At 35.2% G+C, this 16,984-nt stretch carries 23 protein-coding genes; 7 read left to right on the plus strand and 16 right to left on the minus strand.

What is annotated here, in order from left to right:
- Positions 1–17: 17 nt before the first annotated feature.
- Positions 18–392, minus strand: a complete 375-nt coding sequence (locus AC3WTA_RS10695; protein WP_000816713.1) for a hypothetical protein — start codon at positions 390–392, stop codon at positions 18–20.
- Between the two features lie 93 nt (positions 393–485).
- Here AC3WTA_RS10695 and AC3WTA_RS10700 point away from each other — a divergent pair, with 93 nt between their 5' ends.
- The gene (locus AC3WTA_RS10700) at positions 486–1,313 is read left to right on the plus strand and encodes a DUF2785 domain-containing protein (protein WP_000941479.1); all 828 of its coding nucleotides are present in this window, start codon (positions 486–488) and stop codon (positions 1,311–1,313) included.
- A gap of 14 nt (positions 1,314–1,327) precedes the next feature.
- Here AC3WTA_RS10700 and AC3WTA_RS10705 read toward each other — a convergent pair whose 3' ends face one another.
- The 9 genes from AC3WTA_RS10705 to AC3WTA_RS10745 form a co-directional block, all read right to left on the minus strand.
- Positions 1,328–1,534, minus strand: a complete 207-nt coding sequence (locus AC3WTA_RS10705) for a hypothetical protein (RefSeq protein WP_001248905.1) — start codon at positions 1,532–1,534, stop codon at positions 1,328–1,330.
- 63 nt (positions 1,535–1,597) lie between these two features.
- The gene (locus AC3WTA_RS10710) at positions 1,598–2,602 is read right to left on the minus strand and encodes an anti sigma factor C-terminal domain-containing protein (protein ID WP_000087164.1); all 1,005 of its coding nucleotides are present in this window, start codon (positions 2,600–2,602) and stop codon (positions 1,598–1,600) included.
- Complete coding sequence (locus AC3WTA_RS10715) at positions 2,583–3,092, minus strand: RNA polymerase sigma factor (protein ID WP_000017717.1); 510 nt, start codon at positions 3,090–3,092, stop codon at positions 2,583–2,585. Before AC3WTA_RS10715 ends, AC3WTA_RS10710 begins: the two co-directional genes overlap by 20 nt.
- Positions 3,093–3,214: 122 nt before the next feature.
- The gene (locus tag AC3WTA_RS10720; protein ID WP_492332873.1) at positions 3,215–3,559 is read right to left on the minus strand and encodes a DUF6176 family protein; all 345 of its coding nucleotides are present in this window, start codon (positions 3,557–3,559) and stop codon (positions 3,215–3,217) included.
- Positions 3,560–3,561: 2 nt separating this feature from the next.
- Positions 3,562–4,350, minus strand: coding sequence for a GNAT family N-acetyltransferase (locus AC3WTA_RS10725; protein WP_000736762.1), 789 nt, complete (start codon positions 4,348–4,350; stop codon positions 3,562–3,564).
- Positions 4,347–4,679, minus strand: coding sequence for a cupin domain-containing protein (locus tag AC3WTA_RS10730; RefSeq protein ID WP_000859795.1), 333 nt, complete (start codon positions 4,677–4,679; stop codon positions 4,347–4,349). The genes AC3WTA_RS10725 and AC3WTA_RS10730 overlap by 4 nt, the downstream gene beginning before the upstream one ends.
- 44 nt (positions 4,680–4,723) lie before the next feature.
- Positions 4,724–5,149: a hypothetical protein gene (locus AC3WTA_RS10735; RefSeq protein WP_000532859.1), complete on the minus strand. Its 426-nt coding sequence runs from the start codon at positions 5,147–5,149 to the stop codon at positions 4,724–4,726.
- 142 nt (positions 5,150–5,291) lie between these two features.
- Positions 5,292–6,425 carry an alanine dehydrogenase gene (gene ald / locus AC3WTA_RS10740; protein WP_001219405.1) on the minus strand — a complete coding sequence of 378 codons (1,134 nt, stop codon included), beginning with the start codon at positions 6,423–6,425 and terminating at the stop codon, positions 5,292–5,294.
- A gap of 213 nt (positions 6,426–6,638) precedes the next feature.
- A complete protein-coding gene (locus AC3WTA_RS10745) occupies positions 6,639–7,430 on the minus strand; it encodes an SDR family oxidoreductase (RefSeq protein WP_033657720.1) in 792 nt (263 codons plus the stop codon).
- 147 nt (positions 7,431–7,577) lie between these two features.
- Between AC3WTA_RS10745 and AC3WTA_RS10750 the strand changes: the two genes are divergently transcribed.
- Complete coding sequence (locus tag AC3WTA_RS10750) at positions 7,578–8,036, plus strand: universal stress protein (protein WP_001066681.1); 459 nt, start codon at positions 7,578–7,580, stop codon at positions 8,034–8,036.
- A 56-nt stretch (positions 8,037–8,092) separates the two neighbouring features.
- Here AC3WTA_RS10750 and AC3WTA_RS10755 read toward each other — a convergent pair whose 3' ends face one another.
- Both AC3WTA_RS10755 and AC3WTA_RS10760 read right to left on the minus strand, forming a co-directional pair.
- Positions 8,093–8,764: a hypothetical protein gene (locus AC3WTA_RS10755; RefSeq protein ID WP_000522932.1), complete on the minus strand. Its 672-nt coding sequence runs from the start codon at positions 8,762–8,764 to the stop codon at positions 8,093–8,095.
- Between the two features lie 83 nt (positions 8,765–8,847).
- Positions 8,848–9,543 (minus strand): hypothetical protein, encoded by a 696-nt coding sequence (locus AC3WTA_RS10760; protein ID WP_001252908.1) that lies wholly within the window; start codon positions 9,541–9,543, stop codon positions 8,848–8,850.
- Positions 9,544–9,638: 95 nt separating this feature from the next.
- Here AC3WTA_RS10760 and AC3WTA_RS10765 point away from each other — a divergent pair, with 95 nt between their 5' ends.
- Together AC3WTA_RS10765 and AC3WTA_RS10770 are read left to right on the plus strand one after the other, a co-directional pair.
- A complete protein-coding gene (locus tag AC3WTA_RS10765) occupies positions 9,639–9,818 on the plus strand; it encodes a hypothetical protein (protein WP_000342757.1) in 180 nt (59 codons plus the stop codon).
- 101 nt (positions 9,819–9,919) lie between these two features.
- Entirely contained in the window at positions 9,920–10,450 is a 531-nt protein-coding gene (locus AC3WTA_RS10770) for a DinB family protein (RefSeq protein ID WP_000834355.1), read from the plus strand.
- Between the two features lie 77 nt (positions 10,451–10,527).
- Here AC3WTA_RS10770 and argH read toward each other — a convergent pair whose 3' ends face one another.
- The gene (gene argH, locus AC3WTA_RS10775; RefSeq protein WP_000041288.1) at positions 10,528–11,919 is read right to left on the minus strand and encodes an argininosuccinate lyase; all 1,392 of its coding nucleotides are present in this window, start codon (positions 11,917–11,919) and stop codon (positions 10,528–10,530) included.
- Positions 11,916–13,121: an argininosuccinate synthase gene (locus tag AC3WTA_RS10780; protein ID WP_000412310.1), complete on the minus strand. Its 1,206-nt coding sequence runs from the start codon at positions 13,119–13,121 to the stop codon at positions 11,916–11,918. The genes argH and AC3WTA_RS10780 overlap by 4 nt, the downstream gene beginning before the upstream one ends.
- A 166-nt stretch (positions 13,122–13,287) precedes the next feature.
- Here AC3WTA_RS10780 and AC3WTA_RS10785 point away from each other — a divergent pair, with 166 nt between their 5' ends.
- The gene (locus AC3WTA_RS10785; protein ID WP_000417223.1) at positions 13,288–13,605 is read left to right on the plus strand and encodes a hypothetical protein; all 318 of its coding nucleotides are present in this window, start codon (positions 13,288–13,290) and stop codon (positions 13,603–13,605) included.
- Between the two features lie 28 nt (positions 13,606–13,633).
- On the opposite strand, the gene AC3WTA_RS10790 is transcribed toward AC3WTA_RS10785, so the two are convergent.
- A complete protein-coding gene (locus AC3WTA_RS10790) occupies positions 13,634–13,828 on the minus strand; it encodes a hypothetical protein (protein ID WP_000910293.1) in 195 nt (64 codons plus the stop codon).
- Between the two features lie 855 nt (positions 13,829–14,683).
- Here AC3WTA_RS10790 and AC3WTA_RS10795 point away from each other — a divergent pair.
- Positions 14,684–15,346: a YitT family protein gene (locus AC3WTA_RS10795; RefSeq protein WP_001244522.1), complete on the plus strand. Its 663-nt coding sequence runs from the start codon at positions 14,684–14,686 to the stop codon at positions 15,344–15,346.
- Between the two features lie 31 nt (positions 15,347–15,377).
- Here the strand turns inward: AC3WTA_RS10795 and AC3WTA_RS10800 are convergent, their stop codons facing one another.
- On the minus strand, positions 15,378–16,211 hold the full coding sequence (locus tag AC3WTA_RS10800; RefSeq protein WP_001256871.1) for an EcsC family protein: 834 nt from the start codon (positions 16,209–16,211) through the stop codon (positions 15,378–15,380).
- Between the two features lie 137 nt (positions 16,212–16,348).
- Between AC3WTA_RS10800 and AC3WTA_RS10805 the strand changes: the two genes are divergently transcribed.
- Positions 16,349–16,984 (plus strand): DUF1796 family putative cysteine peptidase, encoded by a 636-nt coding sequence (locus AC3WTA_RS10805; protein WP_001054279.1) that lies wholly within the window; start codon positions 16,349–16,351, stop codon positions 16,982–16,984.

The following is a 16,984-nucleotide window of genomic DNA, read 5'->3' on the forward strand; positions in this document are numbered from 1 at the left end:
TATCCCCTTACTCTATGCTATTTCCGCTTTAAAACCATTTTCTCCTCATACTTATCATCCCATTTAATCACAACTTCTATCGGTTCATCTTTAGATAGAGGTGCACAACTTACACAAGAAGATTTCATTTCAATCCTTGCTCCTTTATGAACTTCTGACGTTTCTTTCATTGCACTAAAGGCTCTATTAATAGCAATCTCTAAATTCTTAAATTCTGTATTCCCATCTCCGCCCTTATACTGAAATGTAAACACTCCATCTTCACTGTCATCCTGAATATGCCCTTTATATTGTCCCGTCCAACTTTTGCTCTCGCTAGAAAAAGTAACATACGAAATCGAACAACTTCCTAAAAAGAAAATACTAATAAAAAAGAATAATGCTCTCTTCATAACGTCCCTCCATTCAAAAGCACTTATTTATTGTCTATTTCTTCCTCTTATTATATTATAAAAATACAGAATTTTCTAAAACAGGAGGTTTATATGTTACAACAACAGTTAGAAGAAATTCGTAATAATAATTACATACTGAATAACACACTTAACATTGATTCTTTAAGTTCCAATATGCTTGAGCATATCGGTGTTACCGATAGCTATTTAAGAGACAAACTTATTTACTCTACTTTTTTTCATCTCATCAAAAAGGACTACATTTCACACACGCAATTAGAGAAACTATTATTAGAAAGCATTAGTGAAAAATATTTATTGTATAAAATTCATTCGGATGACGAAGATGCTGTATTTACCCGCGCATTTACGACATTATTACTTGCGCTCATTATTGATGCTGATACAAAATATAATTTCTTATCACAGAATGATATTTTAACTGTAAAAGATCAATTGATTCTATATATGAACAATGAACATGATTTCCGTGGATATGTTCAAGACCACGGCTGGGCACATAGTATCGCTCATGCTTCTGATACATTTGAAGCGCTTGTTCGTAGTCCTAAACTGGCAACTTTATATTACGAAGAAATATTACAAACTTTATTAAACAAAGTTTGTGTCCATTCTATTTACTATAAATATGAAGAAGACGAACGACTCGTTTATCCGATCGTCTCAATGCTACAAAATGGTCTAAAGGAAGAAGTACTCATAGCAGCCCTTCATGACTTAGTAGCCCAATTACCAGTCCAAAAACAAACACTACATATTGAATCGTACGAGTTTCTATACGGAAATATAAAATCTTTCTTACGTAGCTTATTTTTCAGACTACGCACACTTTCTATATGTGAAGAAACCGAATGCGAAATTGAAAATTTGCTACGAAAGCTTCCAAAATATTATTAAAAAAAGAAGGCCACTTAGAAAGTGCCTTCTTCTATTTCACTAATATTTAATTGAAATTTCACGATCCAAACTGAGAAAAGGTGGACAAGAAGTGCAAACGCCATACATGCTCCGCTCAAAAAAGTTAGTATAGGATGCGAATACACGTGCCCTAATCCATAGGATATCGCCACGAAAAACATTGTTATGTAAATATAAATTGCTCCATGTATTTGCCTCATATGAACCTCCTTTTCCCATATTATAACATAAATTTTCTGATTATTCACATTAATAGCTTGTAATCAATATTTCTCAACTGTTACACCTCTAACAGCAGCCTTAATATATGGTGCTCCTTGTAAACTTTGTAAATCCTCTGTTTTGCCTGTTACGACTACACCGTATATTTGTAAGTCTTTCGGTTCGGTGTTTTTTATTTCTTTATACGAATCTTTCGCATCATCCATATGTCGTTCATCTTCTGCTAATGTTTTCATTGCTCCTATAAATTCTTTTGAATTCCTCTCAAAATCCATTTTCATTTCCTCTTCCTTTTTTGCATAACTTCCCGTAAATCCATAAACACGATTAGACATTGTCGCATTTAAAACTGCACCTGTTGAGTCTATTAAGCCAACATATTTATCCGATTTCTTTTCATCATATGTATCAACCCAAAACCAAACTGGTTGTACATTTTTTGGTAGTATTCCCATAATTTCATCCATCGTATACGCTTTATCAAACGATAGGGCCACTTCCGCAACTTTATTTTTCAAATCCCCAATTTGTTTTAAATCATTCACGTAATTTATATATTTCATGAAAGGCAAGTAAAACCTCATTTCGCGTTGCATCGTTTGTATATTGTAATCCGGCAATTTCTCAGCTGCGTCTACATTAAATCTCTCTTCCTCTAAATGCGTATTTCCATTATGACTTCTTGACATATATCCCCACACATCATATTCATATATTTCATCTATCCACTTAACTGGTTGACCCGAAATATTTTTATATGAACTATACATAATAGAATCGCTCATTAAACCCATATTTAATTTTCTGTGAGAATAAAATTTTATGTTAGGACCCTTTACAGTTTGCTCTGCAAATACTCTTCTTTCCATCTCATTAAAGTTTTTTTGTTTCAAATATACTATTAAAGTGAAAGATCCAATAATCACTAAAGTAGATGCAAAGATTGAGATGAAAAAATTTCTAAAAAACTGCTTCCTCTTCGCTCTCTTCATCAAAGTCTTCATCTGCTTATCATCCATATTCAAATCAAAGTCCTTCCGACTCATCGTTTCTCCTCCTATACAATTTTTTAAATTGATTTCTTGCACGGTACAAACTTGTTTTTACTGTATCTTCTTTCATACTTAATAAAATGGCAATTTCCTTATAAGATAGTTCATATTCATATTTCAACAGTAAAATATGACGATAATCCTCCATCATCGTCTCCAATATTTCTTGTACCTCGCCTTGTAGTTCACTTGTTAAAAGCACTTCATCTAATGACTTTTGGCCAATAAGCACAACAGATTCAATCGCAATGGGATTTAGCCTTTTTTCTTTCCGATATAAATCTCGGTGTTGATTGATTGCAACCCTAAAGAGCCACGGTGTTAAATGCTCTAACGGTATTTCCTCCATAAGCAATAAAGCTTTATACAGCGTATCTTGCACAATATCTTCCGCTTCTTTTCTATCTGCTCCAATCTTAATTAAGTATCCAAACACAGCTTTTGACTTCTCTATTAATAACGATTCAAACGTATCATGACTCATTCTGCTCTCCCTTCTATATACTCAACGTTTGAGAGCGTAAAATGTATACAGCTTTTCTATAATTTTTTTCAACATAAAAAGCACACCTATTTTGATGTGCTTCTCTCCAACATACTATTCTATTATTTCATCGCTTCCTTCACAACATCTTGAATCATAACGACTTCTGTTTTCATATCAACAGACGGTGCTTCTTCATCAATACATTCATACCAAAACGCTACATGCTTTTTATCAATTTCATGATGAGAATTTTCGACAAGAGCCCCGCCTTCTCCTTGCACAGAATACCAATATAAGTACTCTTCTCCATCTCTTATTTCCCGGAAAATTGTCTCAACGTACATCTTCTCGTCGTTTAGTGTCAAAAGCACTTCTTTCATATTGTCATTAAGAAGCTGCATCCTTTCATCTACACGATGACTTTTACCTTGTTTCACTTTAAATCTCGTTAACTCCACATTCATTTTTATTCCCCCGTTTTCTTACGTACAAACAATCTATATTCTATTGGATTATAAAAACGTAATTTACTAGCTAATTTCCGCGAAGGAATATTGTCTACATAACAATCCCAGCACGGTGTAATATCATTTTGCATGCAATGTTCAATGAACCGTGTTGCAACAGCTTGGGCTAATCCTTTCCCTTGATATGCTTTATGCGTCGCAATATCAATTTCAGCAAATCCATTCCCATTAAATATCGAAACACATTCAGCTACAATTATCCCATCTTGTTCTATACAAAATCCGAAACCACCGTTCAAAAATAGCTCTTTTGATCCCCAATATTCTTTATAATACTCCTCTGTAAATTCATTGCTTCGTTCTATATCACTTTTATCAATACGCTTCACTTCATATGTATTTTTGTTTGCATTTCGTTTTCTCTCTTCAAAAATTTCTCGTTGAAATTTCATTCGCGGGATGTTCCGAAGTGTATTACTAAAACGCTCTTCTAACATCATTTCCCACTCGTCACTCGAAGTGAACAACGTAAATCTCTTCTCTGTTTTTTCAATAGCCATTTTTAAATGCGCAAATAAATATTCGTTATAATTTTGATCATCCGTATCACCAAATAAATAATAGATACCGTTAGCTGTACGAATTAGTCCTGCTGTTAACTTCTCGTTTGCAAAAACTTCACCATCTATCATTTGATCACATACCGCATGAGCAAAGGTTGTTGTCCTTGTATGACCTTCTAAAGTCGGAAGGATTTTTCTATACTCGGCTACAGATAATTTTTTCATAATTGCTCCACTTTAATCGTATCAGCCTCTATATTTTCAAAACAAAGATTTACCGTTCTCTTGAATGCTCTCGTTCTATGAATCGTGCATGCTGGAATTAAGATAGAATCATTTGGCTTTAAAACCGCCGTTTCTCCATCTTCAAAATCGATCAGTAGTTCTCCCTCTAGCACAATAAATAATTCATCCGAATTAGAATGATAGTGCCAATCATATTCACCAGTAAATACAGCGATTCGTAAGCAATGACTATTTACATTTGAAACGACAAAATTTTTATGTTGATCTTGAATGTCCTTCGATAATTCTATTAAATTCACAGTTTTCATCTTTCGTCCCACCCTTTCATTAGTCGTTCTTCTGAAAAACTAATTTAGTCTCCACCACCTCCGCAATCTCCTCCACTATCACTTGAGCTGCTACAATCATTGCTACTGTAGTCACCGAATCCACTTGATGAGCTTGAATAATAAGACGAATTTCTTTTCTTTTTTTGCCTTTTTTCTCCACCATTCTTATTAGTTGATAGTAATGTTCCAAACACTAAAACATGTACTAAAATGGCTACCATTAAAAAAATAATAAGTACAAATACATGTAAGGATAAATTTGAAACTGGTAACTTAATTAAGTTAATAAAAATAATACACATGACAATAAAATACATAACATTCGCCGCATCTATTAAACCACTTTCAATTTTAGACCTAGGTCTCTTTTTCGTAACTACTAACTCATGTTTACTCCTTATTACTCCTCTTTGTTTTTTATGCTTCCTCCGCTTACTTTTTCTTCCCAATCTAATCCCCCCTCCCAAATTTTATATAATTCTAAATTATCACAATCCCTACTTATTAACAGTAATACACAACAATTTTTACAATTTATTACCTTATAAAAAAAGACCCTCCTCATAAAGGAAGGTCTCGAATTTGTCTCTATTATGATAAAGCAGGAGCTTTTTCAAGAAGCTCTTTCGCATCAGCGTATTGTAAGCCGTGAGCTTCTGCAACTGCTTCGAATGTTACGTATCCATCTAATGTGTTAATACCTTTTAGTAATGCAGTATTGCCTAAGCAAGCATCTTTGTAGCCTTTGTTCGCAATTTGTACTGCATATGGTACTGTTACGTTTGTTAATGCAAGAGTTGATGTACGTGGAACTGCTCCTGGCATATTAGCAACTGCATAATGAACAACGCCATGTTTTTCGTAAGTTGGGTTGTCGTGAGTTGTAATACGGTCAGTTGTTTCGAAAATACCACCTTGGTCAATCGCGATATCTACAACGACAGAACCTGGTTCCATTGATTGAATCATTTCTTCTGTTACAAGTTTTGGCGCTTTTGCACCTGGGATTAATACTGCACCGATTACAAGATCAGACTCTTTTACAGCTTCTGCAATGTTGTATGGATTAGACATTAAAGTTTTTACTTGGTTTCCGAAAATGTCATCTAGTTGACGAAGACGTTCTGCACTTAAATCGATGATTGTTACATCTGCACCTAAACCTACTGCAATCTTCGCTGCGTTTGTACCAGCTTGACCACCGCCGATAATTGTTACTTTGCCGCGTTTTACCCCTGGAACGCCTGCAAGTAAAATACCTTTACCGCCTTTGTTTTTCTCAAGGAATTGTGCACCGATTTGTGCAGACATACGACCAGCTACTTCACTCATAGGTGCAAGTAATGGTAAAGAACGATTGTCTAACTGTACTGTTTCGTATGCAATTGATACAACTTTGTTATCAATTAATGCTTTCGTTAATTCTGGTTCTGGAGCTAAGTGTAAGTATGTGAATAAAATTAAACCTTCGCGGAAATAACCGTACTCACTTGCAACTGGCTCTTTTACCTTCATAACCATATCTTGATTCCATGCTTCTTCAGCAGTTTCAACAAGTTTTGCACCAGCTTGTACGTATTCTTCATCTGTAAAGCCAGATCCTAAACCTGCTCCTTTTTGAACAAAAACTTCATGACCATTTTGTACTAAGTGTACTGCTCCCGCTGGCGTCATTGCCACGCGGTTTTCATTGTTTTTAATTTCTGTTGGAATACCGATACGCATTATTAGTTCCCCCTTGAGTTATGAAATGACCCCTGAATCATTTTTTAAAGCGCTTTCTACGCTCTTATATTTTAACATAATATCTCAATATTTGACAAAAAATAATACAAGTTTTCCGATGGATTTAATCTTACATGAAAGGACAGTATTATCCACACCTCTCAGCATACAGGATAAACTGTCCAATTATACGAAACTTCAATTTATTTCGCTCTATCGATGTCTATGAATAACATCTACTGCACCAGTTACTTCAATAATTGTACCGGTAATCATATCGGAATCTTCCTCACATAAAAACGAAATCGTTCTTGCGATATCTTCACCTGTTCCAGATCTACCAATTGGTGTGTTACGTTCTTTCAACTGACGTGCTTCTTGAATTGTCGCTTCTTTCATTTCACCAATAATATCACCAGGACATACCATGTTCGCAGTAATACCATATTCTGCTTCTTCATAAGCAACTGTTTTAGTCAATGAAACAAGTCCTACTTTCGCTGCTGCAAAAGCTGAACGATAAATCCATCCTGGTGCGCTATCTGCCCCTTGGAATCCGTAATTAATAATACGGCCAAAGTTCTGTTTTCTCATAATCGGAACGACAAGTTTCAACAAATGAAACACCGCTGTTAAATTACCCTGAATCATTTCATTCCATTCGTCTTCTTCATAATCGACTAACTTTTTTCGTTCAAACACATATGGACCAGCATTATTAATTAAAAAATCAATTTTGCCAAAACGGCTTATCGCTTCTTCTACTATTTTATGTAAATCTTCCTTTTTCGTGACATCCGCTTGCACGAATTGTAGACGCTCTTCCATATTTTTATATGTTTCTTTCATCGTTTCCATAGCAGTTATATCGCTATGATATGTTACTGTTACTGAATACCCTTTAGCCAATAACTTTTCTGTTACTTGCTTTCCTAAACCTTTCGTACCGGCTGTAATGAGCGCGTGTCTCACAAACATGCCTCCTTTTAAATTGCTATACTTCATATGTAACAAGTTCTCGCCCCAATTACAACTAAAATGAATTAAAGCAAAGTTTTCAAAATTCTGTAACGTTTCCGACAAGCACATTACCAAAATTTGTTTTATAATAAAGTTGTAAACGGTAATAAAAATGATTGGGAGGAATTTACTATGAATAATACATATACAAATATTTTAATCGCGGTGGATGGTTCTAAAGAAGCAGAAAGAGCTTTTAAAAAAGCAATTCAAGTCGCAAAACGCAACAATGCAACATTAACAATTGCTCATATCGTTGATGTAAAAGCATACTCAGCAGTAGAAGCTTATAGCCGCGCAATTGCTGAACGTGCAAATCTATTTGCAGAAGACTTATTAGAAGACTACAAAAAAACTGCGCTTGAAGCTGGCCTTGAAAAAATTGAAACTGTATTAGAATTTGGTAATCCTAAATCTAAAATTTCAAAAGAAATCGCTCCAAACCATAAAGTAGATTTAATTATGTGTGGTGCAACTGGTTTAAATGCTGTTGAGCGTTTCCTAATTGGTAGCGTCTCTGAACATATTATTCGCTATGCGAAATGCGATGTCCTTGTTGTTCGTGGTGATGAGGAGCAAGGTGAGCTTTAATTCATAAAAATAAATAGGGTAGATAAGAGGCTTTCTCTTATCTACCCTATTTTCATTTATACTTTAGGAATTCTGTAATCCGGATTATGTTGTTCCCAGCCACCTTGTGTATCTACACTCGTATCACCATCACCATCTACCCATATTGTTCTCCCGTCAGGTAAAACTCTTTCATGGGGTGTTACATGATGAGCATTTGGATTTTCCTCCGTCGTATATTCTACGTCAGTTGCATCTGGATGTACTGCTTGTGCTATGCTATCACTTCCTACTCCCTCAGCAATTCCATCTACACCATCAACTATATCTATAACTCCAACCGAGAAAACACCTACAGCCGCAACCTTTGCTAATTCTTTTCCTGCCTCTATCGCTTTATCAGTATCTCCCTCTCGTATCGCTTGCACCGTTTCAACTCCCTTTTCTGAAACATGTACAATACCTTTTCCAATTGTCGTTGCCGTATCTTGAACCGTTCCAAGTATTTCTTCGTACCCTCGCTTCGCTTGCTGTTTATCGTCTGTAATAAGCCCACCTATAGCATCATATGTACCATCAGCAAGATTTCCAACAATTTCCCCAGTTTTCACAGTAGCTTTATTAACGCCTTTTCCAACATCTTTTATGAAATTACTATTCGTAACTTCTCCTACCGCTTCTATCGCACCACCCACTACTTCAGCTGTAACTTTGGCCACTGCTCCAGTTATTGATTTTATTAAACCCATACCGCATCCCCTTTTTCTCTATAAATCATTATATAATATTATTACAATTATAATTATATAGTTGTAGCCTATATAACTACAACTTATTTCACATACTTCACTATAAATACAAGACAAACCACCACAACAATGACGATTGCCAACACATAAGATGGTAAGAACTTCATAGACCACAGTGCCATCATAATCGTCGCAATCGTTAAATACGTTTGCTTTGCATCTTCTGTCATTTTTTTACGAAGCAAGAACACATACAAATAACCGATTGGCGGCGTAATGAAGCACAGAACATATATGACTTTAGATTTTAAATACCATTTTTGTTCTCCGAGTTTCTTTATATCTTCTTCTATTCTCTTATGCTCTTGTTCTCTCGCTTCTTCTACAAACGGATCTTCCTCTTCTCCTCGCTTTTCTTTCATATAAGGAAGAAAGTGCACGAAAAAATAGTATGCAAATACGAACGCTCCAAATCCAATATTTAATCTTTCTAATGGAATATGCTCACTAAAGAAAACAGCAGTAAGTACTAAAGACAAACAGTACGTCATCATCCAAAATGAACGTTTTCTCTTTTTCCGTTCGATTTCTTTTTTATCTTGTACATGTTTTCTTTTCGAAAGCCATATTGAAATACAGCAATCTACTACAAATAGAATAAAGATAAATATCCCAACGTGTACTGTTTCTACATCCTTAAATGAAAAGATATTTGGGAATGCAACGTGTAATACAATTAGCGTGTACAAAATTAACCCTATAAAATAAATACGCCTCATTTTCCATTCCTTTCTTATTTTCTAACTTTAGGTTAACATACATTTTTTAGAAATAGATGGACAAAATATATGTGTTTAAAAAAGGAGGATGCTGCATGGATGATTCCGAACGCATTATTTTAGATGTGAATGGGAAAGAAATTGAAATGCTAGATACGATTCGTACTCATTTTAAAGATAAGCATGGCGTGGAACTAAGTAATGGTGCATTACTTAGAGATTTGATGGATATTGAGTATATTCGAATTACGGAAGATCGACATAAGTATGATTAATCGATGAAACTTTAAGCCTAGAGCAAAATGCTCTAGGCTTACTTACCTCCTCACGAAAAATGTTATGATTAGGAAAAAACAAGTATGGAGGATGCTCTACTATGAAATCTGAAAATATCTCAAAACATTTTCACACATTACATGTACAAAGGAACGAGTTCCTTCCTCATCTCCATTCATTATCACAAGAACAATTATGGTATAGGAAAGAGGACAAAAAATGGTCTACTGGTGAACACTTTTATCACTTATATTTAATTACAAGGATGCTCAAAGTAGCGATTAAATTCTCTCTCACTCTTATCCCTTATGCAAAGCTAAGAAAAAATACCCCATTTGAAACTGAAATACACGACATTTATGCCGAATATAAAGAAAAGCATGGTAAAGGAATGAAAGCACCTTGGATTTTAATCCCCTCAAAAAAAATCTATCACTCTATGAATGTAACTGAATTAGAAGAATTACTTTCCCGTGAAACAGATGAAATAAAAAAACTTGTTCAAAATATAGAAGAAAATATCGCCGGACATATCGTATTTTTAGATCCAATCGCTCACTATCCTAACCTGATTCAATCTATCCAACTATTAGCGATACATGAGAAACATCATTTTATGATTATGAAATGATAGATCCCCCCTAAAAATCTAAACACAAAAAAAGTAAGGTGCTTTCTAAAAAAGCACCTTACCTTCTCTCTCATACATCATTTAATTCCTACAAACTCTCCAACTAACGCTTTCGCCTTCTCCAAAGCTTTTTCAATTTGCTCAAACCCTGTCCCACCAGCACTGTTACGACGCTTTACAGCTGCATATGGTGAAAGAACTTCATACAAATCTTCTTCAAATAATGAGCTCATTTCTTTATATGTTGCTAGTGGTACATCTAGTAAATAAATTCCTTTTTGTGTGCAGTGTAGCACTAGCTTCCCAACAATTTCATGAGCTTGTCGGAATGGGAGTCCTTTACTTGCTAAGTAGTCAGCAATTTCTGTTGCGTTTGAGAAATCTTGCGTTACAGCTTGCCCCATCTTTTCTTTATTGACAGTCATCGTCTCTAACATGCCTGCCATAATATGAAGGCATCCTTCTACTGTTTTTACTGTATCAAACATTCCTTCTTTATCTTCTTGCAAGTCTTTATTGTAAGCGAGCGGTAATCCTTTCATGACTGTAAGTAAACTAAATAAATTACCGTACACTCTGCCTGTTTTACCGCGTATTAGTTCCGCCATATCTGGATTTTTCTTTTGCGGCATAATGCTGCTTCCCGTTGCGTATTGATCGCTCATTTCAATAAATTGAAACTCTTGGCTACTCCATAAAATAAGTTCTTCGCAGAAGCGTGATAAGTGCATCATGAGCATAGATGAGTTACTTAGGAACTCCAGTATGAAATCACGATCGCTTACTGCATCTAAACTATTTTCATAGATTCCATTAAATCCAAGAAGCTCCGCACTATATTCTCGGTCAATCGGGAATGTTGTCCCAGCTAATGCTCCTGCTCCTAATGGTGAAATGTTAATGCGCTTTAATGAATCTTCATAACGATTCACATCACGCTCTAACATCCAAAAGTAAGCGAGAATATGATGCGCAAATGAAATTGGCTGCGCACGCTGCAAATGCGTATAGCCAGGCATAATGGTTTCAATATTATTTTCTGCTTGATGAACAAGAACCGTTTGCAATTGTTTTGTAGCTTTAATAATATGTTCTACTTTTTCTTTTAAATATAAATGCATATCAGTCGCTACTTGATCATTACGACTTCGGCCTGTATGAAGTTTCCCTCCTACTTCGCCAATTTGTTCCATTAACATTTTTTCAATGTTTAAGTGAATATCTTCTGCTTCTACTGAGAATTGAAGCTTATTCTCTTTTGCTTCTTTTAATAAATACTGAAGCCCTACCTTTATTTTCTCTGCTTCTTCTTTCGTAACGATGCCTTGCTTTGCTAGCATCGTTACGTGTGCAATACTTCCGTTTATATCTTGATTTACTAATTGTTGATCGAAGGAGATGGATGCTCCAAACTCTTCAACCCACGCTTCCGCTTCTTCTGTAAAACGTCCGCCCCAAAGTTTGCTCACGCTTCCACCTTCTTTTGATTCACTTGGCTGTATACTTTCGTCGGTAAACCGAATAATGAAATGAATCCAACTGCTGCATCATGATTAAATTCGTCCTGAGCAGTATATGTTGCTAATTTTTCGTCATATAAAGAGTACTCAGATTTACGTCCTTCTACAATCGCATGGCCTTTAAATAATTTCACACGCACTGTACCTGTTACATTCTTTTGCGTTTCTTGTAAGAAAGCGTTAAGCGCTTGTTTTAAAGGAGAGAACCATAAACCGTTATAAATAAGTTCTGTTATTTTTTGCTCAATCATCGGTTTAAAATGCGCTACTTCTTTTACGAGTGTTAAATCTTCTAGCTCTTTATGCGCCGTGATTAACGTCATTGCTGCTGGACATTCGTATACTTCACGCGATTTAATACCAACAAGGCGATTTTCTACGTGATCGATACGTCCAACGCCATGTTTTCCAGCAAGCGCATTTAACGTTTTAATTAATTCTGAAAGTGAATATGCAGTACCATTTAAAGTAGTGGGTACTCCTGCTTCAAATCCGATTTCTACAAACTCTGGTTTATTCGGTGTATCTTCTAACGCCAATGTCATCTCATATGCATCTTCTGGCGGCGCTGCCCATGGATCTTCTAAAATACCACATTCGTTACTGCGTCCCCATAAGTTTTGATCGATTGAAAACGGGCTGTCTAAATTAATCGGAATGGGTACATCTTTTTCTTTTGCATATGCAATTTCTTCTTCACGTGACCATTTCCATTCACGTACAGGCGCAATCACTTCTAAGTAAGGATTTAACGCTTGAATGGAAACTTCAAAACGAACTTGATCATTCCCTTTCCCTGTACATCCATGTGCAACTGCAGTCGCCCCTTCTTGTTCTGCAATTTCTACTAATTTCTTAGCGATAAGTGGACGAGATAATGCAGAAACGAGAGGGTATTTCCCTTCGTATAACGTGTGTGCTTGCATAGCCATCAATGCATATTCATTTGCAAATTCCTCTTGAACATCAATCATATACGATTTAATTGCACCTACTGAAAGTGCCTTTTCTTTTACAAATGCTAAGTCTTTACCTTCCCCTAAGTCTAAACAAAGCGCGATAATATCATAATTCTTCTCTTGTAACCATTTAATTGCAACGGAAGTATCAAGACCTCCGGAATATGCTAATACCACTTTTTTCTTCTCCATTTTGCATCCCCCTAAAGAATAAATATTCATTTTATTTTATATTAATACACACTTTAACACCTTTTATAAAATGTATCAAGAGTCATTTTCAAATTTTTTCAAACAATTTCGTCGAGCTTATTTCTGTTTTCATGTACAATATAAGCAGGAAAACGGAGGTGAACTTATGGAAAAGTATTTCTTATACAATGAACATCTAGGAATTGAAATTCCGCATTTACAAGAAGACTGGGAAAGTATCCCCGAAAAAATGCAGCATGCTATTTTATTAAAATGGGAACAAGTTCGCGGAAAGATTCCTGATCGTATAAAAGAGCTCGAACACTATATTAATGCAAAACAGCATCATTTAAATAACGAAGAAAACTTCGAAATTTCTTGCAAACTTAATTCAGAAATTGCCGATCTCGCTTCCATCATTAATGACCTTTGGCTTTGGTATCGACTCACTCAAAATGTATCTGAGGGGAAAGCACACCAATGAAAAAAGCATGCCCCTCAATTACTTTGGGTCATGCTTTTTTGTCGTAACACGATTTACAATATATTTCTTGTGCTGTTTTTGCCAAACACACATCAAACGGACCAACTAATATACTTCTTTCTTTCGGCAACTTTACAAAAGCAACTAGCTCTTCTTCATATTGAATCTTTTTCTGACATGAAACACATACTAATTCTTTTCTTTTAAACATGTCTTTTAGCATATCTTCTCTCTCCCTTTCATCTATCTATACTGATATAATCTCATAACAATTAAGACTTGTAAAAAAATGACACATTCTGAAACAAATTATTCATATACTATGTACAAAAGGAGGTCTCAATTTTATGCGAGCTTTCATTATTATCGCTTTAACTTTTTTAAGTGTGATTAGCTGGGATGCGTTTTTTAAAGATAAAGGTGACCAGAAAGATACAACTGAATAAACGCCATCTTTTTCTTACTTATTGGACAAACTTTTAAACACTGTCCGATTTCACGAAATAACTTAGGCTTTTCTACAAAAATATTTAAACATAACAATTTTTGTAGATTCCCTCCGTTTATTGTCGGTTTCCATCCGCATACATTTTTTGAAAGTATGATATAATAATATAAATCTTGAAGGAAGGGATTTTGATATCATGATCGCTCGAAGGAGCATGTGGCATCGTATTGACGAATCATACACGTAGCGTATTTTTCAGCTTAGATACTTTAGTCTAGCGAAAAAAATACGAGAGTGGGGAAATTATGATTGCCCGAAGGATAATTTGGCAAAAAAAAGACTCTTCTTACACATAGCGTTTTGTTTAGGACTTAATTGTTACTAGCTAAACAAAACAAAGAAGAGCAGGATTGCTAAATGAAGAATCCTACTTCACGTTTTGTTTAGTCGTTTTAAGACTTAAACTAAAACGAAGGTAGGGAGAATTGATGGACGAGAGGATTATTCGTTATTTCTTCAGCGACATATAGCGTAGTTAGTTTTTTTCGTAAACTAACTGAAGCTACATGTGAGCTCGTAGTTAGTTTACAACACAAAAAGGACTACTAACTACGGAAAGAAGGAATAACGATGAGGAACATCCAAAGTCGACAAATTATTAAAGAAGTTTTTATGGTTTTAATCGGTTCATTTATTTTAGCAGCAGCGCTATATCACATTCACTTCCAAAACCACTTAACAGAAGGTGGCTTTGTAGGTATTGCACTATTCATCCAAAATTTTTATGATATTTCACCATCTATTTCAACTGTAATTATGGATATCCCAATTATTTTACTGTGTGCTTCATTTTTAGGTAGAAAAATGGTTGGTTATTCATTCCTAGGTTCGATTTCATTCGGAGTATTTTATTCTCTTATGGAAAATTATTCTCCATTTACGGTAGATTTATCAAATAATTTATTTGTAGCTGCAATAGTTGGCGGTGCGTTAGCTGGTATTGGACTCGGTTTTATATTGCGATTTGGCGGTGCAACCGGTGGAGACGATATTTTAACAATTGTATTAAGTAAACGAACTCGCTTTACAATTGGGCAAATTTTCTTCGTCTTTGACGCGATTGTTCTTGCGCTTTCATTATATTATTTAAATTGGACAGAAATTGCTTTCACTATTCTTTCGATTGCCGTACAAGCAAAAACATTGGATTTAATTTATTATCCAAAAGCAGAAAAAAAAGCGGAAAAGCAACCAGTATCTGTTCCAATGCCAAAAAAACATGCAACAAATTAAAAAAGCGAAAGGCTTCGGCCTCTCGCTTTTTTTACGCTCTCTTTTCTTTTTCAACTATGTGGCGCACTTGATAAAATCTATTTGCAAATTCAGTAACGTTTCTTGTTAAACGATAGTTCACTGTAGACCCGATTGCCATTCCAATTACCGGAATACCTTGGAATAATTTACGACGAAGAGCATAAATCGAAAATGTTTTCAAAATTTGTTTTAACACAACTTCAGTAGAAGCTGGTTGTAACACCGCTTCGTCTCCTTCGTAGAAGAACGAATCTTCTTGCTCTAGCTCTTGCAGTAAATTGTACCATGCGTATTGCTGAAGCCTTCCTGGTAGTAATGACGCATGAAACACTTTTAACGCAAGCATCATTTCATAAGGCTTGTTCACATCATGTCCAAATGATGTTGCAATAAGTTGAACAGCCTTCACATTTAATGCGATCATAACCGGAAAATCGGCTGTTAATAATAATAAACCCCCAGCACCCGTTGCTCCGCCTTGTACGAATGAATATAGGCGATGTCGCGCTGTTTGCTGCTCTGCTATGTATGTTAACTGATCAATAGATAATGCTTTCAAATCTTCTAGTTGCTCAATTGATTCATCAAATAATCTCGACGTTCCTAAAATACGATTACGCGCGTCTAACTGTGATTGTGAACTTTGAATCAATGCATGCAAATGAAAGAGCCATCCATCTGCTTTCGTAAAGAAATCTTTTCGTTTTTTCTCAGGTAATTTCGCAATTGTCGTATGTACCCATTTATCAAACATTTTTTGAAAATCAGTCGCTTCTTGCTCAACTAATTGCGATTCCCATTCTTTTATATTGTCTAAAATGGCTTGTTCTCGCTTCGATCGCATCGTAACAACCACCTCGTTCGATTTTTTTCTATTGTAACATATTTCTGCTTATTCTTTGCAAATATGCTTGTCTATCTTTATTCACATACCATTTTTTAATGACATAAAATATTAGCAAAAAGGATGAGATAAATCACATGAATCTATCCAATATAAAAAAAGAATATAATGCAGTATTCAGCTTAGGACAAAACTGCTGGCCTGCTTGGGCGTTATATCAATTCAAATTATCACCCTTTTTTGGCGTTATCGATTTTATGCTAAGCCCTTCATTAGAAAAAGTGAATGTATTATTACAAAATCGATTTGACCGTTTTTTACAGTTCGAAAACTTATCTTTCATCTCATTTTGGGATGATGGTGCGAAATTAAGACTCCGTGACAACCTATATGAAATTGACTCCTGCCATGACTTTAAAACAGATGTAAACACACCAACTTCTTGGCCTTCTTATACAGAAATTAAGTTAAACTATGAGCATCGAATTAATCGTTTTCTAACTACAATGGAAACGGCAGAATCCACATTGTTTATTCGAACGGGAGGAACATACGAAGAAGCACGTTCATTAGAACAAATTTTATCTCAAATAGTTAAACATACATTCTCTGTCCTATTACTCATTCCTGCAGATGTACCAACTATCGCCCACGAAGATTGGGGATTACAAAACATTTGTGTTATAAAATGCCCTATTATGGATGTATACCAGTACAATGAAGCATTTTGGAATGATTTATTTGATGGGATCACGATTAGACCGCAGGCCTAA

The organism is Bacillus sp. EB106-07-01-XG149 (genome assembly GCF_058791555.1).